Source organism: Vibrio superstes, assembly GCF_003569005.1.
Classification (GTDB): Bacteria; Pseudomonadota; Gammaproteobacteria; order Enterobacterales; family Vibrionaceae; genus Vibrio; species Vibrio superstes.
The window spans coordinates 89,501-116,005 of the sequence record NZ_BCUR01000001.1 but is presented as its reverse complement, the minus strand read 5'-3'; the positions used below and the strand labels follow the sequence as shown (position 1 = coordinate 116,005).

Annotated in this window: 21 protein-coding genes; 9 read left to right on the top strand and 12 right to left on the bottom strand. The window is 45.4% G+C overall.

The features are described from left to right. Positions 1–221: 221 nt before the first annotated feature. Positions 222–1,814: an ABC transporter ATP-binding protein gene (locus D5I41_RS00520; RefSeq protein WP_119007993.1), complete on the bottom strand. Its 1,593-nt coding sequence runs from the start codon at positions 1,812–1,814 to the stop codon at positions 222–224. Between the two features lie 244 nt (positions 1,815–2,058). Here D5I41_RS00520 and D5I41_RS00515 point away from each other — a divergent pair, with 244 nt between their 5' ends. Further along, positions 2,059–2,301 (top strand): hypothetical protein, encoded by a 243-nt coding sequence (locus D5I41_RS00515; protein ID WP_065598902.1) that lies wholly within the window; start codon positions 2,059–2,061, stop codon positions 2,299–2,301. Between the two features lie 54 nt (positions 2,302–2,355). On the opposite strand, the gene D5I41_RS00510 is transcribed toward D5I41_RS00515, so the two are convergent. The 3 genes from D5I41_RS00510 to D5I41_RS00500 all read right to left on the bottom strand — a co-directional run bounded on the left by D5I41_RS00510 (position 2,356) and on the right by D5I41_RS00500 (position 6,379). Next, the gene (locus D5I41_RS00510; protein ID WP_017243246.1) at positions 2,356–3,372 is read right to left on the bottom strand and encodes an ABC transporter permease; all 1,017 of its coding nucleotides are present in this window, start codon (positions 3,370–3,372) and stop codon (positions 2,356–2,358) included. Further along, on the bottom strand, positions 3,373–4,464 hold the full coding sequence (locus D5I41_RS00505) for a microcin C ABC transporter permease YejB (RefSeq protein WP_017032288.1): 1,092 nt from the start codon (positions 4,462–4,464) through the stop codon (positions 3,373–3,375). It abuts the gene before it with no gap. Positions 4,465–4,570: 106 nt separating this feature from the next. Beyond that, positions 4,571–6,379 carry an extracellular solute-binding protein gene (locus D5I41_RS00500; RefSeq protein WP_119007992.1) on the bottom strand — a complete coding sequence of 603 codons (1,809 nt, stop codon included), beginning with the start codon at positions 6,377–6,379 and terminating at the stop codon, positions 4,571–4,573. 295 nt (positions 6,380–6,674) lie between these two features. On the opposite strand from D5I41_RS00500, the gene D5I41_RS00495 reads away from it, so the two are divergent. Continuing rightward, a complete protein-coding gene (locus D5I41_RS00495) occupies positions 6,675–7,082 on the top strand; it encodes a nitrous oxide-stimulated promoter family protein (RefSeq protein ID WP_119007991.1) in 408 nt (135 codons plus the stop codon). Between the two features lie 187 nt (positions 7,083–7,269). Here D5I41_RS00495 and D5I41_RS00490 read toward each other — a convergent pair whose 3' ends face one another. Next, on the bottom strand, positions 7,270–8,670 hold the full coding sequence (locus D5I41_RS00490) for a DEAD/DEAH box helicase (RefSeq protein WP_119007990.1): 1,401 nt from the start codon (positions 8,668–8,670) through the stop codon (positions 7,270–7,272). Between the two features lie 171 nt (positions 8,671–8,841). Between D5I41_RS00490 and D5I41_RS00485 the strand changes: the two genes are divergently transcribed. Beyond that, positions 8,842–9,759, top strand: coding sequence for a histone deacetylase family protein (locus tag D5I41_RS00485; RefSeq protein ID WP_119007989.1), 918 nt, complete (start codon positions 8,842–8,844; stop codon positions 9,757–9,759). A 16-nt stretch (positions 9,760–9,775) separates the two neighbouring features. Here D5I41_RS00485 and D5I41_RS00480 read toward each other — a convergent pair whose 3' ends face one another. Together D5I41_RS00480 and D5I41_RS00475 are read right to left on the bottom strand one after the other, a co-directional pair. Then, entirely contained in the window at positions 9,776–10,513 is a 738-nt protein-coding gene (locus tag D5I41_RS00480) for a phosphatase PAP2 family protein (RefSeq protein ID WP_119007988.1), read from the bottom strand. 126 nt (positions 10,514–10,639) lie between these two features. Next, positions 10,640–11,461, bottom strand: coding sequence for a thioesterase family protein (locus D5I41_RS00475; protein WP_119007987.1), 822 nt, complete (start codon positions 11,459–11,461; stop codon positions 10,640–10,642). 246 nt (positions 11,462–11,707) lie between these two features. Between D5I41_RS00475 and D5I41_RS00470 the strand changes: the two genes are divergently transcribed. Next, a complete protein-coding gene (locus D5I41_RS00470; RefSeq protein ID WP_119007986.1) occupies positions 11,708–12,265 on the top strand; it encodes a YceB family lipoprotein in 558 nt (185 codons plus the stop codon). 78 nt (positions 12,266–12,343) lie between these two features. On the opposite strand, the gene D5I41_RS00465 is transcribed toward D5I41_RS00470, so the two are convergent. Then, positions 12,344–13,726 (bottom strand): MATE family efflux transporter, encoded by a 1,383-nt coding sequence (locus tag D5I41_RS00465; RefSeq protein WP_119007985.1) that lies wholly within the window; start codon positions 13,724–13,726, stop codon positions 12,344–12,346. 53 nt (positions 13,727–13,779) lie between these two features. Here D5I41_RS00465 and D5I41_RS00460 point away from each other — a divergent pair, with 53 nt between their 5' ends. The 3 genes from D5I41_RS00460 to D5I41_RS00450 are packed head-to-tail and all read left to right on the top strand — an operon-like array spanning position 13,780 to position 16,587. After that, positions 13,780–14,691, top strand: a complete 912-nt coding sequence (locus D5I41_RS00460; RefSeq protein WP_119007984.1) for an AraC family transcriptional regulator — start codon at positions 13,780–13,782, stop codon at positions 14,689–14,691. Positions 14,692–14,694: 3 nt separating this feature from the next. After that, positions 14,695–15,279, top strand: a complete 585-nt coding sequence (locus D5I41_RS00455; protein WP_119007983.1) for an acyl carrier protein phosphodiesterase — start codon at positions 14,695–14,697, stop codon at positions 15,277–15,279. 39 nt (positions 15,280–15,318) lie between these two features. Next, positions 15,319–16,587: a DEAD/DEAH box helicase gene (locus D5I41_RS00450; protein ID WP_119007982.1), complete on the top strand. Its 1,269-nt coding sequence runs from the start codon at positions 15,319–15,321 to the stop codon at positions 16,585–16,587. Positions 16,588–17,617: 1,030 nt separating this feature from the next. Here D5I41_RS00450 and ltaE read toward each other — a convergent pair. Further along, complete coding sequence (ltaE, locus tag D5I41_RS00445) at positions 17,618–18,622, bottom strand: low-specificity L-threonine aldolase (protein ID WP_119007981.1); 1,005 nt, start codon at positions 18,620–18,622, stop codon at positions 17,618–17,620. 11 nt (positions 18,623–18,633) lie between these two features. After that, entirely contained in the window at positions 18,634–19,152 is a 519-nt protein-coding gene (locus tag D5I41_RS00440; protein ID WP_119007980.1) for an NUDIX hydrolase, read from the bottom strand. A gap of 259 nt (positions 19,153–19,411) precedes the next feature. Between D5I41_RS00440 and D5I41_RS00435 the strand changes: the two genes are divergently transcribed. After that, entirely contained in the window at positions 19,412–21,082 is a 1,671-nt protein-coding gene (locus D5I41_RS00435; protein ID WP_371860100.1) for an ATPase RavA domain-containing protein, read from the top strand. A gap of 9 nt (positions 21,083–21,091) precedes the next feature. After that, complete coding sequence (gene viaA, locus D5I41_RS00430) at positions 21,092–22,537, top strand: ATPase RavA stimulator ViaA (RefSeq protein ID WP_119007978.1); 1,446 nt, start codon at positions 21,092–21,094, stop codon at positions 22,535–22,537. Positions 22,538–22,842: 305 nt separating this feature from the next. Here the strand turns inward: viaA and D5I41_RS00425 are convergent, their stop codons facing one another. Then, positions 22,843–24,501, bottom strand: coding sequence for an ABC-ATPase domain-containing protein (locus D5I41_RS00425; protein WP_119007977.1), 1,659 nt, complete (start codon positions 24,499–24,501; stop codon positions 22,843–22,845). A gap of 82 nt (positions 24,502–24,583) precedes the next feature. After that, entirely contained in the window at positions 24,584–26,488 is a 1,905-nt protein-coding gene (locus D5I41_RS00420; RefSeq protein WP_119007976.1) for a sensor domain-containing diguanylate cyclase, read from the bottom strand. Positions 26,489–26,505 lie beyond the last annotated feature (17 nt).

Below are 26,505 nucleotides of genomic sequence, written 5' to 3'. Positions count from 1 at the left end.
TCATCTAAGCAAAAGACGCTCAACGACGAGTAAATGGTTTCTAGCCGAGCCTTTCTTGCCGAGCCCTTCGGGTAGCGTTAGTTGGGCATTTCTACGGCGTTAGTCCCTTTTCATGTGGAACCACCACACCTAAAAGTGACTGCCTTGTGTAAATACCCAACAAATCGCTACAAAAATAAACTCAAAAGATCAACAGACCCTAATCGTTCGGATATGACAGATTACATCTGTGACAATGTCACTAATTGTTGTGTGTAGTCGTGCTTGGGGGCATTAAATACTTGCTCTGTTTCACCGTATTCTACGACTTGTCCTGCTTTTAGCACCATAGTGTCGTGACACAGGGAACGCACAACGTTGAGGTCATGACTGATAAACAGATAAGTTAAACCATACTTTCGTTGCAGCTGCTTGAGAAGGTCTAACACCTGTGCTTGTACAGTGCGATCTAAAGAGGACGTTGGTTCATCCAGTAGGATAAATTCAGGCTTAAGGATTAATGCTCTAGCAATTGCGATGCGCTGTCTTTGTCCACCAGAAAATTCATTGGGATATCGGTGGCGCGTTTCTTGGTCGAGGTCTACCTCTTGCATTACTCGACAAATTTCAGCGTCAATCTCACTATCCGTTAGGTCTTGATGGACTCGCAACCCCTCACCAATAATCTGTGCAACGGACATTCGCGGATTGAGAGCAGAGAAGGGGTCTTGAAAGACCACCTGCATTCGGCTTCTCAGTGGCAACATCTGTTTTCTATCTAGTGAAGAAAGCTCTTTGGTATCAAATACGATGCCGCCATCACTATTAACTAGCCGAAGTATCGCCATACCCGTTGTAGATTTACCTGAGCCGCTCTCGCCAACCAAACCCAGCGTGTGACCTTTCTTAAGGGTGAAGTTAACCCCTGTGACCGCTTTGGTATGGTCGATGACACGCTTAAAGATCCCACCAGTAATCGGGAACCACACCTTAAGATCGTGTGCCTCGACCAAATTGGCGTTGGTGCCGGGCGCTTCTACAGGAGAGCCGGAAGGATCGGCATCAATGAGCATCTTAGTATAGGGATGCTTTGGGTCACTAAACAAAGATTGGCATTCGCCGGTTTCTACGAGCTTTCCTTCTTTCATGACACAAACACGATTAGCAATACGCCTAACAATGCTTAAATCATGTGTAATAAAGAGCATAGCCATGCCAAGCTCTTGCTGAAGATCTTTTAACAGATCCAGTATCTGTGCTTGTACGGACACGTCCAGTGCTGTAGTGGGTTCATCGGCAATCAGCAATTCTGGTTCGTTTATCAACGCCAGAGCAATCATTACACGCTGCCTTTCTCCGCCACTCAATTCATGAGGGTAAGCGTTAATCTTCTGCTCTGGGTTTCGAATACCGACCTTGTTTAGCCAAGTGAGTGCAAGTGTTTTGGCTTTATTTGAACGAAGACCACGGTGTATCTCAACGGTTTCCACTAGTTGACGACCAATCTTATGAAGAGGGTTGAGTGACACCATAGGCTCTTGGAATATCATGCCGATACGACCACCGCGCACGCCACGCATACGACGCTCTGAGAGAGTGAGTAGCTCTTCTTTGTCAAAATGGATAGTGCCCGTTTGATAGACGGTACTGGCTTTTGGTAGTAGGCGCAGAATGGCATTAGCAGTAACTGACTTACCTGAACCACTTTCACCCACTAAGGCGAGCGTTTCGCCTTTGTTAACAGACAAGCTCACGTTGTGTGTTACCGTCCTTGGGTTGTTTTTCCCACCAAAGGCAACGGAAAGATTTTCAATGTGTAGTAGCGCCTGCGTCATGTCATTCCTTGTAGTGGTATTGTCGGCTCAACGGATAAAACATCTGGATTGGTTTTAGTTAAGCGAATTGTTCTTGCAAATAGATGTACAGATACTAATCAAAACTTGTGCCAAGGCTCTCATTTTCTCAAATAATATGTAGCTCATTCAAATAATTTAATATATCTTATTTGTAGTATTTAAATACAATACGGTTTCGAAAACTCTGTCTTGTAACCCCCCTAAACTGACTCAGGAGGCTAATATGCCAAAAGAAATCTACAAATCAGCTTACAGCCTCGCAAAAGAAGCGGAACTGCACCTTCAATTGGCGCAAAAATGTCTACGCTCTCTAGATGCGACCGTTAATGAGGCACTACAGCAAGCAACCTCTGTGGTTGATGCTATTGCTGGCCAAAACGAATCTAGCCTATCGGCTACAACGGACCTTGCTAACGAGCTGAAACAATCTATCGAACGTCTTAAGCTTTCAGAGCAAACAAGCTAATAAGCAATCCAATTTTCTATTAAAGAGGCGTTTTAACGCCTCTTTTTTTATCTCTTATGCTTGGGCGTGAGGGTCAAACGCGTCTCTTACCGCCTCCCCAATAAACACCAGTAGACTTAGCATTATCGACAAAACGATAAATGCCGAAAAGCCCAGCCATGGTGCTTGTAGGTTAGCCTTACCTTGAGCGAGCAGTTCGCCCAGCGAAGGGGAACCACTAGGCAAGCCAAACCCTAAGAAATCTAAAGAGGTTAGGGTGGTAACCGACCCTGAAAGAATAAATGGAATCATAGTCAGTGTTGCTACCATAGCGTTTGGAAGCATGTGCCTGCTGATGATTCGTTTATCACTAACCCCTAGCGCATGAGCGGCTTTAACATAGTCAAAGTTTCGGCAGCGCAAGAATTCTGCGCGCACCACACCCACTAAACTCATCCAGCTAAACAGCACCATAATACCAAGTAGCCACCAGAAGCTCGGCTCTACAAAACTCGATAAGATAATCAGCAAAAATAGAGTAGGCATTCCTGACCAAACCTCAATAAAACGCTGACCGATAAGATCCAGCTTGCCGCCGTAATAGCCCTGAGTTGCACCCACAACAACACCAATAATGCTGCTGACAATGGTTAATACAAAACCAAATAAAACGGATATACGGAATCCATAAATGATTCGGGCTAAAACATCTCGTCCTCTATCATCGGTGCCTAACCAGTTAATGGAATCTGGCGCGGAGGGCGCAGGACCAGGCAGGTTGTAGTTAATGGTGTCGTAGCTAAAGCGAATGATTGGCCAAACCATATAGCCTTTTTCATTGATGAGGTCTTGAACGTACGGGTCGGTATAATCCGCTTCGGCAGCAAATTCCCCACCAAATTCAATCTCTGAGTACTGCTTTGCAATAGGGAAGTACCAACCATCGTCAAAGCTAACAAACAGGGGTTTATCATTGGCGACGAGTTCAGCAAATAAGGTTACCGTGAACAACAGAGTGAAAATCCATAGCGACCAGAAACCACGTTTGTTGGCTTTAAAGCGATCTATGCGAAGTTTAAGTAATGGATTCATTTATCTGGCCTCAAAGTCAATGCGCGGGTCTACCCACGAATAGGTGAGATCAGAGATAATGCTGAGTAATAATCCAAGTAAGGTCATGATATATAAAGAGCTAAATACCACAGGGTAGTCTCGTTGAATGGTGGATTCAAAGCCGAGAAGACCGATGCCCTCAAGAGAGAACATCACCTCAATCAGCATAGAACCGGTGAAGAAGATACTGATAAAGGCGCTTGGGAAGCCAGCAATGATAATCAACATAGCGTTTCGAAATACATGTTTGTAGAGAATACTTTTCTCATCCAGACCTTTGGCTCTGGCAGTGACCACATATTGCTTGTTAATTTCATCTAAGAAGGAGTTTTTGGTCAGCATCGTTAGGGTCGCAAAGCCGCCAATGACCATAGCAAGAGTCGGCAAGGTCAGATGCCAGAAGTAATCAATGACCTTTTGATACCAGTTAAGTTGATCAAAGTCGGAGGATACTAAGCCTCGCAGAGGGAACCAATCGAGGTAGTTACCGCTAGCAAAGACGATGATAAGCAATATGGCAAACAAAAACCCCGGGATCGCGTAGCCGACAATGACTAATGCGCTGGTCCAAATATCGAAGCGAGAACCGTGATGAATGGCCTTTACTATCCCGAGTGGAATAGAGATCAGGTAGATGATCAGGGTACTCCAGAGTCCCAGGGAGATAGAAACCGGTAATCGCTCGACAATGAGGTCGATGACATCGCCTCCTTTGAATAAGCTTTGGCCAAAATCAAAGGTGATGTAGTTCTTGAGCATTTCAAAATAACGCACGTGAATCGGTTTATCGAAACCAAATTGCTTTTTGATCTCTTCAATAACTTCGGGGTCCATTCCCCTAGACCCGCGATAGCCGGTGGTTTGTGCATCGGCGTTGCCAGCGCTAAGTTCAACCTCTTGGCCACCGCCAGTAAAGCGCTCCATTACCCCTGAGTCTAACCCTTCCATTTGAGCAATAGCTTGCTCAACAGGGCCACCAGGTGCGATCTGAATGACAAAGAAGTTTATGGTTATGATTGCCCATAGGGTGGGAATGACGAGCAACAGGCGTCTTATTATATAAGCTGACATAACTCTCTATGATTGAATGGATACAAAGGGCAGAGCCCAAATAATATTTTAGCTGCTAGCTTCTTGCTCGTATCTTGCAGCTAGAAGCTTACAGCTATAAGTCTTTCTACCTTCGTTTAGCAGGCAAGTTCTTCGCTTTTTCTGTGTCGACCCACCAAGTATCTAAACCAAGATCATACTCTGGTCGAATGTCTGGCCTAGCGAATTTATCCCAGCTTGCAACCCTAAATGCGCCAGTATGCCATGCCGGAATAGCGTAAAAGTTCCAAGTCAGTACGCGGTCTAGGGCAGGGCCTAAGGCTTTGAGTCTTTCTGGGTCTTGCTGATGGGTATCGATCTCTTCTGTTAAATAGTCGATAGCCTTGTTTCGAACACCGGCTTGGTTATAGGTGCTATCGATAAAGTGACTGTTCCATGCAATCTTCAGGCTGGTGCTTGGGTAGGCATTGGCGGAATACGATGAAAAGATCATGTCATAATCGCGCTCATGCCAGCGTTTAAGGTATTGAGTCGTATCAACCGTACGAATCTTCATGTTGATACCAATATTGCTCAGATTCTTTTTCAACGGGTCAGCAATGCGTTCTGTTGTTGGGCTGTAGACCAGCAACTCAAACTCGAATGGTTTACCGGTTTTGCTGTTGGTCAGCACACCGTTTTTGGTTTCCCATCCTGCTTCTTTGAGGAGTTTAATTGCGGTACGCATTTGCGTACGAATTCGACCAGAAGCATCGCTTTTTGGTGGCGCGTATGACTCGCCGAACACGCGCTCTGGTACTTGATCCTTAATAGGTTCTAGTACTTCAAGCTCCGCTGCGCTTGGCTTACCCTTTGCTTGGTACTCGGTATTTTGGAAGTAGCTGCTGGTACGAGCGTATTGGTGGTAGAACATATTCTTGTTCATCCACTCAAAATCCAATGCATAGGTTAAGGCTTCGCGTACCTTAGGGTCACTGAAAATGTCGCTTTCGGTATTGTAGATAAAGCCTTGCATGCTCTGAGGGATCTGATGAGCGATCTCTTCTTTGATTATGTAGCCTTTATCGAAATTGGTGCCTGTGTATGAGGTGGCCCAAAACTTAGCTGTACCTTCTTGTCTTAAGTCGTATTCCCCTGCTTTAAACGCTTCAAGCATCACAGTGTCATCGCGATAGTAGTCGTACTGTATGGTATCGAAATTATTTCTGCCGATGTTTACTGGCAAGGATTCAGCCCAATAATCAGTCACGCGAGCATAGGTAATGCTTTGACCAGACTTAAAGGAATCAATTTTATAGGGCCCGCTTCCTACCGGAGGTTGGGATAGAGGCTGACTAAGGTCTTTGTCTTTCCAGAAATGCTGTGGAAGAACCGCCATTCCTTGCACTAAAGCGAATAGCACGTCTCTGTCTGGCTCTGCCATCTCGATTCTTGCTGTCTTGTCGTTTATTGCTTTAACGGACTTTATCTTCTTAAAGTAGGTTTTGTATTGAGGCACACCTTGATCTAGAAACTTTTGAAAAGTGAACTCAACGTCTTTGGCGGTAATGGGCACACCATCTTGAAATTTAGCCTTTGGGTTGATATCCACTTCCATCCAAGAAAAATCGTCTTCATAACGCACTTTCTCAGCAATCAGTGGGTAGGAGGTATTGATTTCATCGGTAGGAGAAAACATCAAGGTGTCGTAGATTTCTCCTGTCATAGCGCCAGGCTTACCGCGAGAACCGTAGCGGTTAAAGCTATCGTAGGTGCCGATCGCGCCATACGTGACGTGGCCACCTTTGGGCGCTGAAGGATTAACGTAGTCTAGATGTTCAAAACCAGAAGGGTGTTTGGCCTCGCCAAAACCGGATAAATAGGTTGATTCGATCACCTCTGCGTGAAGCCATGGTGAGCAAAGAATAGCGCCTGTGAGCAGCGTCCTTTTAAGCATGTAACTCTCCGTTTCCCTGTCTATATATTGCCCGAATGTATCGTTGAGTGGGGCAATGTGCTCTTGCTAGTCATTCTATTATCTTAGCCAAAACAAAGCTAAGTATTTCAATAATAGTGATAAATCTTGGTTTTATTTTGAGTGTCGGCTCAGAAGTTAGTTCCATCTAGGAAATTGAGTGGCGGTGTTTTGTCCGCATTGAACAAAAAGAGACTTGCAGCTAATTCAAGAAAATGGGTATGGCGATACGGGCTTGTTAAGTTATATACTAAATGTATCTTACAGGTTATGAGAAATGGTTTTGCAAAGGCAGCAGCAACTAGACGAAATATTAAGTGGTGAATTGCTTAAAGAATTTAAGACTGTGCACGCAATGATCGAGATCTATTGCGGGAAGCATCATGGGGTTTTGCATGGCTTATGTGAGGAGTGCACTGAGCTCAGTCAATACGCTAAGACTAAGCTGGATCGCTGTGTATTTGGTCAGAACAAGCCAACCTGTAATCGTTGTCCGGTGCACTGCTATCGACCAGAACCCAAAGAGAATATGCGTGCTGTAATGCGTTTTTCTGGGCCAAGAATGTTGTTCAAACACCCACTACTTGCCATTCGCCATTTGCGGCATGAAAAGAAAGAGGTGCCAGAGGTGCCGAAAAAGAATGTCTCTAATCGACACCTAAGGAAAAGTAGCGACAAGTTGTAAGCTTACAGCTTGTCTCTTGCTCACAAATCGAGCTTTGCTGTATGAGTCCCGAGTGGTTTTATCGGGAATCTTATTTGACCTAACCTTATCGTAAGGTCCCCGACGGGTACGCCAGCCCGGAAAACGCTTCGGGGACGACGGCTATTAACCACACGAACACTTGTGCAAGAAAGTCAGACTGTCAGGTTTAAGCATTGGTATTGCGCTGCGGGCGACGTCTTGGCTTTGGTTTAGCGCCATCACGAGAAGCTGTTGCAGGTTTGTTTTGTTGGTTGCCCTTGGACTCACTGCCTTGGCCCGACCCGCGTCGTGTAGAATGACGCTTGTTCTTGTTCGCTGGTTTGTGTCCTTGAGCGTTCTCAGCAGAGCGTTGACCATCTTTGTGTTCAACTCTTGGCTTTTTAGGTTTCTTAGGCTTAATAGGGCGTGTATCGAGCTTTGATTCAGGAATGGCGTTAACAGGCTTGAACCCTTCCATTTCATGGCGCTCTAGTACCTTACCAATCAGTCTTTCAATCGCAAACAACTCTTTTGTTTCGTCAGCACATACCAAAGAGTACGCCTTGCCCGTCTCACCAGCACGACCGGTACGGCCAATGCGGTGCACATAGTCTTCAGATACGTGGGGCAGATCAAAGTTAACCACTTGAGGAAGCTGAGGGATATCGAGACCACGCGCGGCAATATCGGTTGCAACTAAAACGCGAATCTTACCTGTTTTGAACTCTTCCAGTGCTTTAGTACGTGCCCCTTGGCTCTTGTTACCGTGAATCGGTAGAGCTGAGATTTTTTCTGCTTCAAGGAAGCGAGCGAGACGGTTCGCGCCGTGCTTGGTCTTACTGAACACCAGAACTTGTTGCCAGTTACCCTCTTTAATGAGTTTGGCAAGAATAGCTGATTTCTGACGTTTATCAGATACGTAAACACTCTGCTCCACCAGCTGGGTGGTTGAGTTTGGTGGGTTTACTGAAACCTCTACTGGATTGTTAACTAGGCCACGAGCAAGGTCTCTGATCTCTGGAGAGAAGGTCGCTGAGAACAATAGGTTTTGACGCTGTTTAGGCAGTAGGTTGAGGATACGTTTAATATCACGGAAAAAGCCCATGTCTAACATGCGATCGGCTTCGTCTAACACCAATACTTCTAGCTCAGAGAACTTCACCGCATTTTGGCTGTGCAGATCCAATAAACGACCCGGCGTTGCCACTAATACATCACAACCCTTGCGAAGATTAAACATCTGAGGATTGATCTTAACGCCACCGAATACAACAGTAGAGGTTGTTTCCAGATGTGCGCCGTACTTTACTACGCTGTCATGTACTTGAGCGGCAAGCTCTCGAGTTGGCGTTAGAACAAGAGCGCGAACGTGATTTCCTTTTGGTCTTGGCCCAGAACTTAGTCGCTCAAGCAGAGGTAGAGTAAAACCAGCGGTTTTACCTGTACCCGTTTGAGCTGCGGCCATAACGTCCTTGCCTTCAATAATGGCTGGGATGGCTTTTTCTTGGATAGGAGAAGCCTTTGTATAGCCTAATTCGTCAATAGCACGAAGGATCGGGGCTGATAGACCAAGGGAGTCAAAACTCATAGATGTTCTCGATGTGAAGTAGTGAAGGCGGATTTGCCTGCAAATAAGCTAGTAGGAGCGTAGTTGAATAATGTGAAAAACGCTCACCTTCTTAGGAAGGGGCGCCATTTTGCTTTCTTTTGTGAGAGACATCAATAAGAATATACAGACCTAGGTAAAACAAAGTCTTAGATGCTGCCATTAATTTATCACCCTATCTATTCAGATCTGCCTCTTCCCGATGGGCATCGTTATCCGATCATGAAATATAAGCTGCTGTATGAGGCCGTGGATCTAGAGTTGCGACAAAGGGGAATAGGCGTAGAGCGTGTGTGCTTCTACCAACCCGAGCCTTTATCTATAGGCACTGTCTCACAATGTCATGACTTAGATTACATCAATCAGCTCGTTGCTGGAGGCCTGCCTGCGCTTAAAATGCGTCGCATCGGTTTTCCCTGGAGTGAGCAATTAATTAAAAGAACGCTGACCTCAACGGCTGGAACCGTAATGACGGCGCAAAAAGCCATTGAAGAGGGTGTGGCGATACACCTTAGCGGTGGCTATCACCACGCACATGCGCACTACGGTAGTGGTTTTTGCCTGTTTAATGACTTAGTGGTCGCAGCCAATGAAGCACTAAAGCACCCTGATGTCGATTCGGTCATGATCATTGATAGCGATGTGCATCATGGCGATGGTACCGCCACCTTATGTGCTGATAACCCAGATATTACGACAGTATCTTTTCATTGTGAGAAGAACTTTCCAGCTCGCAAGCCAAGCTCAGATATCGATGTCCCATTGGCGAGGGGAACTACAGACGAGGAATTTTTGGCTTCGTTTACCTCAGTGGTTGAAATGGCGGTGAATCTTTATCGACCTGATCTTATTTTATATGACGCAGGTGTGGATATTCACGAGGGGGATGAGCTCGGCTTTCTTGAAGTTAGCACTGAGGCTATCTATCAAAGGGATCGATTAATGCTTGAGATTGCAACGGAGCGCAGCATTCCCGTTGCTGCGGTAGTCGGTGGGGGCTATCGCAGTGATCATTGCGACCTTATACCCATCCATATGCAGCTGTTTAAGGCTGCATTGGATCTCATCTAGATAGAGTCCGATTACTCTAGTTCGGCTGAGAGCGGTTGGCTTGATTAGGTATAGATATCGGCGCAGGTATCAATGTGGCGATAACAGCAACGACTACGCTTGAGCCGATCAGGTCTTCTGGACGATGCATTCCCAGCCATAACCGGCTATAGGCGACCGCGAGACCCCAAGCGAAAACAATGCCTAGCATTAGGTATTGTTTTCGTTTCACGAATAAACCGCCAAAGAAGAACAGACATAAAGCCACGAATACAGTATGACCCGATGGAAACGAATAATCCGTTTCACCCTGCCAGTGAATGGTTCGCCAGTGAGAGACCTTTTCAGATGCGAGCTCTATGATGCTATTTTGTGTAGGGAAATCGAGCGTGTAAAAGCGACTTGGAGAATCAACCAGGTTTAACTGGGTCAGTGCCTCGGTATACGGGCGAGGGCTTTGTGTTAACTCTTTCATCGCTGTTTTTGCCGCAAAAGAGAGCACCAATAGAACACCTAGCTGGATCATCAATAGCAAGAGTTGCTTCTTGTTAGCGGTGCCGAGCGCAGTTATGACAACAAAAAAGGCCAAAGTAATAAGAAACCCCTGTGAGCCAGCAGAGTAGGTGAGATAGGTAAGGATAGCGCCAACGTAGTTTGATTCAGGACTGAGTAAGTCGATGTTAGGGATTACGCTTGATAGTAGTCCGATAGCGAGCAAAAATCCGCCCAAGATGAGCAGCCCAGCTCTATTATTTTTCCAGTATTGCAATTGCATCGTCTAGCTTCGCTCCTAATTCATGGGCCGGTATTGTAGCGCGCTTAACCTAGACGTCATAAAACTGAAACTTACATTGCGGCTACTTGCCTAATACTTGAACAATACTATGTGCAAACGTTAAATTTAACCTGCTAAATCAACACTCTGACGACTAATTGCTACTAGTCGATTGTCTTCACTCCAGATATTCGCCTCAACGTGAGCATAACCTCCAGCCATCTTTCTTATGTCTGATTGATAGGCAAACCACTGCGTACCTAGATCTTCATGATTGGCAGCGGGAAATTCTAAGTTCCACATCATGATAGTACCGGATTTTGGAGCATTCATTTCTGAGCACGAGTGCGTCGGCCATGCGTCAATGAGGCAGATAAGATGAGCCCCAGTGGTTCGCATTGGTGAGGTTCTTAGCTTCATCCACCCGTGATTATGAGAAACATCTTTAGTGGTACTGGGTTGAGGCGATTTCGCTATAGCGAAATCAACTTGTTGAGTGTAAGTAAGAAGGTTACTCGCTGTGATATCTGTCGCTTGACCATTGAACTTGGGAAGTTGTCCTACACACGGTAGCGCTGGTGTTTGCTGAGGGTGACTCGATAAAGAAGCATTTGCCATTGTTTCCTGACCAAAACAAGAGTGTTGAACCACTACAACCTCGTCATTTTGCACTATGCGCCCTGTCACTTTAGAGTGTCTACTATCTTCATGTAGCAACTCTATTTCAAAGGTAAACGGCTGGTCGATAAGTAGCGAGCTAATAAAATTGGTCTTAACTGAATAAAGGGGTCTACCTAGAGTGGCAAGGGGAGAGGTTACGTGGAACAACAGCGCGGCGGTCAGTCCGCCAAACACGCTATCCCCCTGAGACCAATGCGGGGACACGACCATGCTCGTGTTGCCGGAAACGCACCGCTCGGCCATATTTAAAAGCTCATCTATGTGCATACATAACACCTATATGTTGCATGGTTGTAACAAACAATATACTGGTCTAATCAGGTGGATCAATACAAACTCTTGTGGAGTGTGACTTTGGTTGCGTAAATGTTAATGACTTTATCTTTTTTAGTAACAGTCAAAGGATGAGGTCTTAGGAGGTTGCAAGAGTGAGGAGTGAAAGAAAACTTGACTCAAATGAGGTTTCACTCTTAGCTCTAGTTAGGTTTAATTACTCTATGAGAGCTCAAGTTCATGATTAAAAAATGGCTACAAGGATGTGTTGTTGGCTTAGGGCTGCTTGTGAGTGGTTGTGCTAGTTACAGCATTACCGAAAAAGAAATGACCAACTATCTGCAGGACAATGTGAGTTTTGAGCAGTCTGTAGGCGTTGAGAATCTGCTTTATGCTCAAGTGTCGGTGGATGATCTAGAGGTAAGAATCGGGCGGGCAGATGTGGATCGAGTGTCCGTATTTGCCAGTACCCTGGCAAACATTCAAATGTGGGGAAATCAAAACCAAAGCCTAGATTTGGATTTAGAATTTAGCGCTGTCCCTGAGTATGACGCGCAAAGTGGTGAGGTATTTTTAAAGTCGATACGTCTAGAGCAGTTTAACGAGAAGGGCGATCAGCGCTTAGCTCCAGAGATTAAACAACTTTTAAAACCTGCGGTGTCGATGATTGGCTATGGTTTATCGCAGCAGCCCGTTTACAAGCTTGATAGTAATGTCGTTCAAGAGGCTTTAATTAAATCCGCTGAGCCCAGTATGGCTATCAAGGACAATAAGTTGGTGATTGAGCTGTTTGATTAGCTGTTTATGACGACAAGGGTTTATAACTATTCTGCTTAAAAACGCCCATCGTAAAGATGGGCGGTGGTATTTCTAAGGTTATGCTGGTGAGAGTGTCAGGTTCTTTATCCATATGCGCTTCAAGAACCGGTGGAAACACAGCGCAAGCTTAACTATTTCTTCAGTGAGCATTAATGCGTAAACATATTCAAAGCTCCATCCTGCGATGAATGCTCCCCACGCAAGGCATGGAATACCCACCATCCACATTGCGATAAAGTCCATCCTCAAACAGAACGAGTTCTCTCCGCCTGCTTTCAAGATCCCGACAATAATCACCATATTAAGCATGCGAATGCCGAGCAATACGGTGAATACCATAATCGCTGGGGATGCCAGTTCATAAAGCTCTGGTTGGTGTAGATTAAGGCCAACCAAAATAGACTCTCTGAACAAAAAGACCATTAATGCAAGCACGACTGAGCAACCAAAAATCGTTTTGATAAACCAATTTGCCATGTTTCGGGCTTCATCGAATTCGTCATTGCCCAAAGATTGTCCAATGAGAACCGCACACGCAATTGCCACTCCAAAGAAGGCTGAATAACACAAGCCTTCAAAAGGACCGAGCATACTGAATACCGCTAGCTCTGTAGTGCCCATATGCCCGAATATCACCTGATAGGATAGGGTACCCATACCCCAGATGATGGTATTAGCGGTTGATGGAATCGCCAATTTACGAAATGACGTTGCTAACCTTTGTGGGTTTGGCAACACGTCTGATTTTATTAACCAGTGGTTTATCTTGAACAGGGCATAAAGGATAGCGACGACTTGGAAGATCCGTGCAATCGAGGTCGCTAAAGCGGCTCCTGCAACGCCCATAGGTTCAAGGCCCATGCCGCCCTTGATTAGCCAAAAATTCAAGCCAATATTTAAGAAGACCGTTGCCGCGCCTAAATAAAGAGGCAGCATTGCATTGCCTGAACTGCGAAGGCTAGATTCTGCAACAATGATCCAGTGTGTTAGCACCAGCACAGGTATGCTGTACCACAAATAGGTGGAACCTAGGCTTATAACGTCAGGATCACTGGTTTGCAGTAGCATAATGTAGCCAGAGAAAACCGTAATAATAAAGGTGAGCGGAACCATCAGCCAGGTGCCATACTTCAGCGCTAGCATATTAACCGTTTTGGCAGAGCTTGCGTCTCGGCGTCCCCAATATTGTGCAACAAGGATGCCGTTTGCAGTGGCGATACCCGCAGAGACCATGATAATGACAAAATGCCATTTAGTGGCGATCCCTACAGCGGCTGGTGCCTCTTTACCTAAATCACTTACCATGAGAACGTCTGCTAGCTGCAACATAGCCACTAGCGCACTTTGTAAAGCGACAGGTACGGCGAGGCGTGCAACCTTAGAGAAAAAACCATTTGGCATGGAATTCACACTTGCAACATTTTGCTTTTGACTTGACATAATAACCTCCCCGAAAATCAGGGTAACTATAGCCACACTGAATGGATAAAGGCATGTTCAAAGAAAGCCAAAACCTGTGCAAATCTGTCATGCAACTCTTTTCACCTAAAAGTGAGTGGTCAGACAAAGTCTATTTAAGCGATAAGTGTAAAGAACGGTTTCTAACCAACACGGATATTCCTGAGCTCGGTGAAAGTGGCTACTTTATGGCTGGTTTAGCTGACCTAGAGGCAGGCTATGAAATCGAGCGTGAAGGTATTGGCATTCATACTCTGCTAGTGACCTTAGAAGGTAGTGGCGTGCTAATCACGCCAGAGTTTGTCAAAGAGCTCAAACCGTACAGTTTGACCGTGTTACCTGCAGGCTTACCTTATCGTTTTGAGCTGCACCCAGACTTCAGCCACTGGAAGATGGTGTGGATATTGCTAGAGAAACTTCCTAAATGGGATGATCTGATCTCCGGGGGTCAAGCAGTGATGCCGTTTGAATCTAGCGAACAGGTATGGTCGCTAATGAACCTACTTCACTTGGAGATCAATGGCAGACCTGCATATCGACGCCTTTTAATTAGTGAGGTAAGCCGGATCTTGGCTCGGTTTGAAGCAAAGCCGTATAGCTCTGCGATTCGAGTGCAAACCACATTTAACGATATAGAAGCACAGCTGCATCATGATTGGACGGTTAAGTCGATTGCCGAGAGGTGCTTTATTAGTCAGGAACAGCTTAATCGAGTGTGCAAATCCCTATATGGGATGCCCCCAAGAAGTAAGCTTATTCAGCTGCGTATGGATAAAGCGACGGATCTTCTACGCTATGAAGACTGGGCAATCGCTTTGATAGCTCAGCGACTGGGCTACAATGATCCCTATAACTTTACACATAGGTTTAGAAAATATTTTGGATGCTCACCACGAGAATATCGAAAACGCTTTAGAGAGTCAGACGCAAAGACTTCTGCGAGTTAATGTATGAATTTCTTAGGTCACCTGCATCTTGCGGATGCAAGCAATAGCAGTCTTCTAGGCAATCTTCTCGGAGATTTTGTACGCGGAAACCCAGAAGGGCGTTTCCCTCAAGAAATAACGCGAGGCATTCGCATACATCGTTTTGTTGATAGCTTTACCGACAGTCACCCGTTAATTGCTGAGATAAAGCCATTATTTGGCGCAACGAGACGCTTTTCGCCCATAGCTTTGGATGTGTTTTGGGATCATTGTCTCGCCAATCATTGGGACAAATTTCATGAAAACTCCCTAGAACACTTTTGCGATCAAGCCCAGCAAGCTACTCATCCTCTGTGTGTTGAAGCGTCTTTGCCTGAACAATATGAGCGCGTGATCAGCTCAATGTGGGATAATCGCTGGATAGATTCCTACAGAGATCTGGATAATATTGGTTATGCATTGGCGCGGATGTCAAACCGAAGCCCGCGTATGGGACCGCTAGCCGATTGCTTTGAAACGTTAGAGAAGCACTATAAACAATTAGATCAGGTGTTTATCGATTTTTATCCAGACGTAATAGAGGCTGTAACTGAAACTAAATTCGAGTAGACTCACGCCCTAAAATGACCAAACAGTACGGAATTACCTATGTCTTCATCACAATTTGCTGCACTTGGCCTTGATGCTATTCTCGTTGAGCAGCTAGATAAGCTGAACTTTGTCACTCCTACCCCCGTTCAACTTGAGGGAATTCCTCATGTTCTTGAGGGGCGAGACGTACTCGCAGCAGCGCAAACAGGCACAGGTAAAACCGCAGCATTTGGTCTACCTATTATTCAAAATTTGATGGGTCAGGTGAGCGTTCATAACACTCAATCACCCTGCAAGGTAAAGGCATTGGTTCTCGTGCCAACACGAGAGCTAGCTCAGCAGGTATTTGACGCTATTACGCAATACGCTGAGCCAACTGAAGTGAAAACGGTGGTTGTGTATGGCGGTACTAGCTTTAGCGTGCAGGCGAATAACCTAAACAAGGGGTGTGACATCTTAATCGCCACGCCAGGCCGTTTACTGGATCATTTGTTTAATAAGACACTCACTCTACAACATACGAAATATCTAGTGCTTGATGAAGCTGATCGCATGCTAGACATGGGCTTTATGCCAGATATTAAACGTATTTTGCAAAAACTCAGCCCTGATCGCCAAACGTTATTCTTCTCAGCAACGTTCAAAAAAGGCGTAAAAAATCTAGCCTATAAGATCCTTGATAATCCTGTTGAAGTCGAAGTCAGCCCTGCAAACTCAACCGCTGATGCTGTCGAACAAATTGTTTATCCTGTAGATAAGAAGCGCAAGCGAGAGCTACTTTCGTACCTGATTGGCTCGAGAAACTGGCAACAGGTACTGGTATTTACCCGCACGAAAGAAGGGGCTGAGTCTGTTGCAAAAGAGCTTAAATTGGACGGAATCAAAGCGGCGTCTTTGCATGGTGATAAAAGCCAAGGAGCAAGGCAGCGCGCACTAGATGACTTTAAAATAGGTAAGGTGAGGGCGCTGGTGGCAACGGACGTTGCGGCACGGGGCATTGACGTGAAAGAGCTTGAGCATGTGATTAACTTCGATATGCCGTATAAAGCTGAAGACTACATACACCGAATAGGCCGTAGTGGACGTGCAGGAAACAAAGGTCACGCTGTATCTTTAATGAGCCACAACGAGCAGTATTTACTAGAAGCGATTGAAAGATTGCTTGATGCAAAGCTCCCTCAAGAATGGCTAGCAGGCTTTGAACCAAGCCCAGAATCTGAAGTCCTTGAAGAAACGGGTGGTCACCGCCGCAGTCGCAGCGCTGAAAAGCGCAAAATGAAAGCAAAAATGGGTGTACACAAGAACCGAGGTAAGAGTCGCGGCTGATAGTTCCATGTTTACTAGGCCGCTGATAAAAGTCTTCGGGGGCGACGGTTATTTGTTATTCCCACGTGTCTTTAGTGGGATCTGCAGTGGTAACTAGGTCCCCGATAAAAGACTTCGGGGACGACGGTTATTCGTCAACCCCACATGTCTTTAGTGGTGATCTGCGGTGGTAACTAGGTCCCCGATAAAAGACGTCGGGGACGATAGTCATTCGTCATTCCCACGTGTCTTTAGTGGGAATCTGCAGTGGTAACTAGGTCCCCGATAAAAGACTTTGCGGACGACGGTTATTCGTCATTCCCACGTGTCTTTAGTGGGAATCTGCAGTGATAACTAGGTCCCCGATACAAGACTTCGGGGACGACGGTGATTCGTCATTCCCACGTGTTTTTAGTGGGAATCTGCAGTGGTAACTAGGTCCCCAATAAAAGACTTCGGGGACGACGGCTATTCGTCATTCCCACGTGTTTTTAGTGGGAATCTACAGTGATAATTAGGTCCCCGATAAAAGACTTCGGGGACGACGGTGATTCGTTATTCCTATTTGTCTTTAGTGGGGGCCTGCAGTGGTAACTAGGTCCCCGATAAAAGACTTCGGGGACGACGGTTATTCGTCATTCCCACGTGTTTTTAGTGGGAATCTACAGTGATAATTAGGTCCCCGATAAAAGACTTCGGGGACGACGGTTATTCGTTGTTCCCACTTGTCTTTAGTGGGGATCTGCAGTGGTAACTAGGTACCTGATAAAAGACTTCGGGGACGACGGTTATTCGTCATTCCCACGTGTCTTTAGTGAGAATCTGCAGTGGTAACTAGGCCCCCGATAAAAGATTTTGGGGACGACGGTGATTCGTCATTCCCACGTGTCTTTAGTGGGAATCTGTAGTGGTAACTAGGTCCCTGATAAAAGATTTTGGGGACGACGGTTATTCGTTATTACCAGTTGTCTTTCGCGGGAATCTGCAGTGGTAACTAGGCCCCCGATAAAAGACTTCGGAGACGACGCTTATTTGTCACTCCCACTTGTCTTTATAAATAGTTAGATAAATTCTCTAGCAACACATCAATATCATCGGCGCTCACATCCTTATGCGTGACAAAGCGGATGGGGTTGCTAGGGGTGATAGTGATGCCTTCCTTTTCTAGCTTCGCAGCGATATTGTCGATATCAACACCTTGGTCGAGCTTGGCAAACACAATGTTGGTTTGTACTAGCTCTGGTTTTACTGAGAAACCGGGCAATTTAGCGAGACCGTGGACGAGCTTTTGCGCGTTTTCATGATCCACTTTTAGCTGGGCTACCTGCTCTGTTAGGGCGAGCTTGCCAGCCGCGGCAAGTAAACCCACTTGGCGCATACCGCCACCTAGCATTTTACGAATGCGGCGTGCCTTATTTATTGTGACGGCGTCACCTAATAGTAGTGAACCGATAGGCGCAGATAGGCCCTTTGATAAGCAAATAGTCATAGTATCAAAGTGCTTAGCAATCTCATTAATATCAACATCTAACGCTACGGCTGCGTTGTAGACTCGTGCGCCATCTAAGTGAAGTTTAAGGCCGTGTTTATTGACGAACTCTCTTGCTTCAGCGAGATAGGATAAAGGCAGAACCTTACCGTTGATGGTGTTTTCTAGGCTCAGCAGTTTGGTGCGTGCAAAGTGGAAATCTTCTGGCTTAATGACCGCTTCTAGCTTCTTGAAGCAAAGCGTGCCGTCGGGTTCATTCATTACTGGTTGCGGTTGAATCGACCCCAGTACTGCCGCGCCACCCGCTTCATATTTGTAGTTATGAGCTTGTTGGCCACATAGATATTCATCACCACGCTCACAATGCGCCATAAGCCCTAATAGGTTCGCTTGTGTGCCAGATGAGGTGAATAGGGCAGCTTCAAAACCATGGGTGTTAGCGGCCCACGCTTCTAGCTCGTTGACTGTAGGATCATCTCCGTAGACATCATCTCCAACCGGAGCGTTTGCTATTGCGTCTCGCATAGCTTGAGTCGGGCGTGTAACGGTATCGGATCGAAAATCCATATTTATTCCTTTTAACTTAATGTTCCGCTAAGTAGCGCTTTAGATACCGCAGCTATCGTTTTAGCATCGCTGATCTTGTCTTGTTGTATCCATTGAAGCAATTCATCGATCGAGACTTCAAGTACTTCAATGACTTCGTCCGTATCGGCCTCAAGCCTTTGAGTGAGCGTTAAATCTTCTGCAAAGTAGAGGTATTGGATTTCGTTACAAAACCCTGCCATTGGGGTGAGTTTTCCAAGGCTTTGCCATTTTTTCGCGCTAAAGCCGGTTTCTTCTTCCAGTTCGCGTTTTGCAGCCGCTAAAGGGTCTTCATCAGGCTCTAATGTCCCTGCAGGGATTTCAAGCAGCCATTCCTTTAATGAAGGACGATATTGATTGAGGAGTAGCAGCTTACCCGATGGCGTTTTAGCCAAGACTACAACAGCACCTGGGTGATTAATAGAGGTATGGTTCGTAACGACTCCATTTGGCAAAGTGAGTGTTTCTTCAACTAATGACAGATTTTTCCAGCTATGCAGTATTTTTTGCATTCTTTGTTACTCTTTTTGCCTTTATTTTTAGGTCGTTTATGTACAAGATCACACTTTTCGTATTGACCTTTTATCACATCTCAAAACTCAAATTAACGCATTGATTGAAATGGTTAAATACCATATTTGCAATCTTAGTTTGCAGTGTGAGTAAGATCTCGTTAAGTTGTTATAACAGCTAGAGTTAATTTGCGTTTGTAACATATAATTAACCTGACTATAAAAATAATTAACAGCCGCTGTACTATGGAGCATTTTAATAATGGAAACGACTCGTGTTTCTCACGCGCAACGTGCATTGCGTTCTGAACGTATCAACAAACTTGTAAAGGTGCTTTCAGAAGGCGTTTATGAACGCGAACACACCATTAAACTCTGCCTACTAGCTGCATTATCGGGAGAAAGTGTTTTCCTTTTAGGACCTCCGGGTATTGCAAAAAGCCTTATCGCCAAGCGCTTAATTTCTGCATTTGAGAGCAGCAGCTACTTTGAATACCTAATGACACGCTTTTCTACACCTGAAGAAGTCTTCGGTCCCCTTAGTATCCAAGATCTGAAAGACCATGGTCGTTATGTTCGATTAACCAAGGGCTATTTGCCTACGGCGAACGTCGTATTCTTAGATGAAATCTGGAAAGCGGGTCCTGCTATATTGAATACGCTTCTTACTGTAGTCAACGAGAAAACATTCAAGAACGGTAGCGAGATCGAGAAGGTGCCTATGCGCCTGCTTATTTCTGCTTCAAACGAATTACCAGACCAAGATAGTGGCCTAGAAGCTCTGTACGATCGCATGTTGGTACGCATCTTCGTTAACCGAATCCAAGACAAACAAAACTTCCATAGCATGCTGACTGTTGGGACACCGCAAGAAGCGCAAGTACCCGATGAACTCACTATTTCTAATGAAGAGTACACTCAATGGCTCAATGAACTCGACAGTATGCCATTGTCTGATGAAGTGTTTGATAAGTTGTATCAACTTAAGACAATGCTTGAAGCACGCCATAAAGATGCCGAAGAAACCCTGAGTGCAGATGAGCTGTACGTGTCAGACCGTCGTTGGAAAAAAGCGGTGAAACTGCTTAAGGCGAGTGCGTTTTTTAACGGTCGTCAAAAGATCAACGCCCTTGATCTTATTTTGATTCAAGACTGCTTATGGAACAGCCCCGAGTCTCGCTTGATAGTGCGTGACGTGATGCGAGAGTTTGCTCTTAAGCATGCGTTTAATCAAAGTGAAATACTGCAGACGATCGAAGACAGCAGTCAGGTCCTAGAAGATATTCAAGCAGAGATAGAATCCAGTCATACCATGAAAGTAGAGTCAGAGCCTGGCACTGGTTTACTACGCAAGGGCAAAGAAGACTTTAAAGCTAACTTTGATGACTGGCGTCCGCATAGTGTTGGCAATGCACGTAACCTAGTTAAACTTGTGCTGTTGCAAAGCAACCAGTCTGTATCTGAGCACGATAAAGGCGATACCCGCTATGTCTTCGTGCCACAAACGGATCTTGTGAATGCTATTAGTCATGGTGGTGGTGATGTCTATGGTTACGTCAATCAAAATCCAAATCTCATGTCATTGAAGTTTGCACTTGATGCGGATAATAATCTCGTTATTAAAGACATCGCTAATCGTTCTGTTTTGCTGAGCTTGGTGACTAATGAAGGCCTTGATCCTGAGAAGCATCAGTTGTGGCATGCACAAGCAAACGAGGCGGTGAATAACCTAATGAATGCTGAGCTACTTTTAACAAAGGTTCGTTCTGATTTCCACGGCGCATTGCCACATAACTTCATTGAACCGGAACTTCCAACTGCAATGGAGTCGAGCCTACAGCAGCTTTCAGAGGCGCTTAGCTCTGCTCAAATCACCTCAAAGAAAACAGCACAAAGAATCGGTTTTTTGGCCGGTTTCTTTGCGGAATAGGAGAGCGGGATGCTAGGTGCTGACGCATTAAATCTCGCAATGTCCGTTGCAGACTCTGGAATGGTAGAAACCGCGGTCAATGATCTTATTGGCCGTAGTCAGGTCATGTTGTCTTCTGAAAAACCAGGAATGCAGACCTCAGTTAAAAACCACCTAAGAAAGTGGAAAGGCTCAGTCAAGAAACGTATCAGTAAGGTCTCTGAATCTGAGCAGATCCAAGCCGAGCTCGCCCTTTATCAAAAGGTCATTCATTGGGATGAAGAGCAGTTTGATAAAGATATCAAATCTGTGGTGAGTGAGCTTAAAGGAAAGAGCCCATTTTGTGGTCCGGCGAAGAAACTCCTTGAGCGACAAAAACATACGCCTAACCCAATGTTTGCGCACTATTTTTGTGATCAGTGGTATCAATCCATATACAACACAATCAAACAGATGCAATTGGACGAACTCGAGCAGGATAAGCAGAAGTTCTTAGAAGATCTGTACAATCGCATGGAAAATATGAAGAACATGCGACAGATTGGCGAGGCTGGAGACGAAGCACAATTGGGCCGTTTATGGGATATGGCTGCAGCTCGATTGAGTCGAACCGATGTCAGTACTATGGCCAAATATGCGAGCTTTTTGCGTAAGCATAGTGGCTTAAAAGAGATTGCGAGCGAATTAGGTCGTATGGCCAGTCAGGTAGACGACCCTTCCTTGAGGAAAGCACCTGTTGCTGAACTGCAGTTTGTGGAAGAGCAGTCCAATGAAGCCACCGATGATATCGTGGGGATTCATGAGAGCGACGATCTAAGTAAGATGTTGCCGAACGAAACCATGTTTTTGGCATACCCTGAACTTGAAACCATTTTTTATAAGCACTTAGTGGATAAGCGCTTGATGAGTTATCGTACTGAGGGGAAATCCCGAAAACTACGCAAGATAAATGCGCAACTGCCTAACTCGAGTGAACTTGAGTTGGAAAAAGGGCCATTTATTGTCTGTGTGGATGCCTCTGGTTCCATGAGTGGTTTCCCTGAACAGTGTGCGAAAGCCATTGCTTTTGCTTTGATGCAGATAGCCCTTGCCGAGCAAAGAGACTGCTTCGTAATCATGTTTTCTACCGAGCAGATTACCTATGAGCTGACCAAAAAAGATGGCCTCAGAGAGGCGAGTGACTTCTTGTCCTATACCTTCCATGGTGGCACAGACTTTGAACCGGTACTGCAAAAGTGTATTGACCTAATGCACACCGACAAATTCTTGAATGCGGATATGGTGGTTCTATCGGACTTCATCGCACCGAGACAATCTGAGGATATGGTCAACAAGGTCGAAGATCTTAAAGCAAGGCACAATCGATTCCATGCGGTTAGCTTATCTAAATATGGTAATCCGGAACTGCTAGATATCTTCAGCCACAACTGGAGTTATCATCCAGGATTGGTAGGGCGATTCGTTAAAAAATTCTAACTTATACCAATCGTAGTAAATAACGGGTCATCCTAGCTTGTTATCCAGGGTTTTTCCTACGCTATTTCTGACCACTTACTTACTGTGATTGGTATTAGATTTAAACACTTAGCCTCGCATATGCGGGGCTTTATTATTTGTACTTTCTAAACTATTAAGTTTTGTGGTGTGTAAAAATGATAGGCTTTAGAAGGTACTCTTATCACTTTTATATGGGCCAGGGACGGGCAAGGTACAAAGAGAGGGATAAAGCATGATAATAGCGCCATTAGCGGTAAACTAAATGGCGCTTTGTGATGATGAGGCTACTTCGCAGGTTTAAACTGAGCTTTGCGCAGACGGTTTAGGGTCGCTAGCAAATCCAGTATTCTCGGCTTCGCAATATCACCATTGTTTGGCATTAGTGCATGCCAATCATCGCTGTTGAGAAGGTTTTCGAATTCAACTTGTAGGTCTTGGCTCCAACCAGGGACTTGCGCCACTTGAAACCATGTCCATCCTATCGCGTTAATTTCATTTGATGTTTGAAGCTGTTCTAGCGCTGTGATATCGATAAACTCTTTGCCAAAACGCAAAGAGGTTGTGCCCTTTGCCCCTACACGGAACTTGCCTTCTGCGAGTAATGTTTGCAAGCATGCACGATTGAATGAGCGTGACTTACTCTCTTGCAAAGGTTGTTCGCGCTCATGAGTTCGCTCTGTTGGGTGCTGCAGAATAACTTGTTTGGCTTTTTCTGACACATCCACCGGTTGGTATTCGTGCATCTGAATAACGCAGTCAGCTTCATCAAGATAGTCGCCTGAGCCACCCATAACAATAATTGAACTAATGCCCTCACTATCACGAAGCTCGGCAATACGGTCTACCAACGGCGTAATAGGCTCGGCTTCTTTTGCTACTAAGGCTTGCATGCGCTCATCACGAATCATGAAGTTGGTCGCTGAGGTATCTTCATCTATCAAAAGACTCTTAGCGCCAGATTCGATGGACTCTTGAAGCCATGCTGCCTGTGAGGTAGAGCCTGACGCATCTTGCGTAGAAAAATCGGTAGTGGATTTGCCCATTGGCAGATGATTGATGAAGTTTGCAATATTGAGGTTATGGACGCATCGGCCATCTTCAGCGCGTATTTTCATACTTAGCGGATCGGTGACACAATACTCACGCCCATCCCCGGGGATATGGTCGTAGATGGACTTTTCTATGGCATTAAGTAGGGTCGACTTACCATGAAAGCCACCGCCGACGATCAAAGTGATGCCTTTTTTGATGCCTAAACCCGTTATCTCACCGCGGTTTGGCGTAGAAAGTGTGATAGCTAACTCAGTAGGCGACTGCATTGGCAACGCATCCTTCATTGGCATATCACTCTCACCCGATAGGCGAGGTAGAATGCTATCGTTGGCAATAAAGCTGACCAAATCATGTTTTTGTAACTGCTCTCGAAGCGCAAACTGATCTTCTATCACCTCACAATGCTGAGTAAAGCGCTCCTGCGGTAGTTCTCTCCACAGCGTGGCCTTACGCAGGTACTTTGGCAGGTAGAAGGTAATGATATTGAGTGCTTTCTTCGCCAATATGGAGCGACCATCAGCTGGAAGATTGATGCGAAAACGTAGCTCGATTCCTTCATCGGTAAATAATACTGCAGTGTTATCCAGCACCACCTGTCCAGTGGTTGCTACCGATATCGCATTGTCTTGTTTAGCGTATTCAGCCAGATTACGAGCAATGAAATCACGCGCGGCTAATTGATAAGCGGGCGACTTCTCTTTAATGAAATCTAAGCCGGTCACTGACCAAGGTCTTACTGCTCTAAAGCGTGACGCAGAGGCGTAAGGGTCGCCTTGAACCTGATCGATGTGCAAGGTGAAGTCCGTGAAGTCATAGCTTCCCTTTATCTGTTGATAGGCGCGATAGTTTTGTTTTTCGAGTTTTTTCAGTTTAGCGGTGAGCAGATCCATTTTGGAACCCTAGATTTCAAGCATTTAGCGATTATAACAATCCTGCGCTATAGATGTTTAGAAAATTGCACAGCTTCAGCGACTAATGAAGGTTAATCTCACTTTGCCTGCACAAGGTTTGTTCAAAGTCTCTACGAGTCATAGGACCATAGTACATTTTTCCCTCTGCATAAGGGGTATCAAACTGCAGTAGCCATTGCTCTTGCTCTTTGGTTTCAACACCCGTGAGCACAGTATCAAGGCCGAGTTTGGTTGTGATTTGCATCAGTGAATGTAAAAAGTCTCTGTCTTCGGAGCTATGCTGCAGATTATCTGTGAACGACTTATCGATTTTTATGCGCTTAAAAGGACTGTGCTTTAGATAACTGAATGAAGCATGCCCGTGTCCAAAATCACACAGAGTGAGATGGACACCTAAGGCTGAAAGCTGCTCTAGTGTAGGCTGTAAGGATCCTTCATTAGCAAACAGTTGTTTCTCTGAGACCTCAACCTCCAGGCAGTCGCCGGATAACTGTGCCAATTTAAGCCAGTTGGCTAGGAGAGTGGGTAAATCTTGAGATGCCAGCTGACACGCGTTTAGTTTCACTGCGATTCGAAAGGACGGTTTAATAGCTCGCCATTGTTGCGCAATTTGTATGGATTTCTTGATAATGAAATGGCACATGGCGTCTGCGATTTCGGGTTGGTCACACAGTTGATTGATAGACAGTTCAGACACATTGCCAAGGATAGGGTGATCCCAGCGAATGGAAGTGCTCGCACTATTCCATTGACGATTATCAAGTGCTATCTGGGGTTGGTAAAACAACTTGATTGCATCATCACGGATGGACTCCATGAAATAACTTTCCAAGCGATTTAAGCGAGTGCCTCTGTCTAGTTGGTTATCATCATAAAACAGAATCCGTTTACCCGATTCTCGTGCATTTTGCATCGCTTGAAAGGCTTGAACGGTTAGGGCAAGGTTTTGTTGGCTGTGTTGTGGGTGACTCAAAGAAACCCCAACATAAACTTGCAAGCGAATCTTGCCGGATGGCACATCAAAGTCCTGAGTGGTAATGTCCATGATCCGCTGAATGATGGTGTCGTAGTTCTTGCTGCTACTGTTTGAGAGTAGGGTAAAAGCAATATCATTTGAGCGAGGCCTGGCACAAAGTTGCTTGTGGGGGCTTAGTTGTCCTAGCTTATCTTTCAATTGCTTAATGATCTGATCTAGGGTTTCTGCACCCATATCGATTTGAATGCGATGTCCGTTGCTAATGCCCAAGTAGAATACAGCGACTTCTTGATTGTAGAGATCAGCATGATTAACAATCCGATTAGTTTCTAATTCCCATGCCTTTGCATTTAAAAGGCCACTACCTACATCATGGTGCTGTTGATAATGCACCTCTCGTTCCAGTTGCTTTCGCTTAGTGGCTTCTTTATCGAGTTGATAACTTAGATTGGCCAGTTCTACGGTGCGGTTTTGGATTCTCGATTGTAGATCTCGGTTAATGAGTTGCAGCTTTTGGTTTTGGTAAATAACAGTGAGCTGGGCTTCCACTGAGTCTTTGAACACTGACAGTAACTCTCTAACGGAAATCTTAAAGTTGTTGGGTTTACTATCTAAGATGGACAGGGTTCCAAAGGGAGTGCCATTTGGCCAATGTAATGGAATGCCTAAGTAAGACACCATGCTGTCGTCCAGTGGCTCGGTGATGTTTTTCCAAGTAGGGTCTTTATGTCTGTCGTTAACCACCAAAATGGAATCTGTCTTCAGTGTGGTTTCGCAAAAGTGATGTCCACCTAGGGCAAATGAATCGCCCATTTTGAAGGGGTTATCGGTATGGTGATTGCTACAGAAGATGTCCAAGTGACTTTGATTGAGTCGGTTGAGCATGGCTACGGGAACGTGAGCATATTGGGCAAGGATATCAAGCATGTCTTGCCAAGAACCGTAGATCTTGTCGGGCACCTCTAGCTTCTGCGTGTTGACTCTGGCCATTACGTAATCCGTTACCT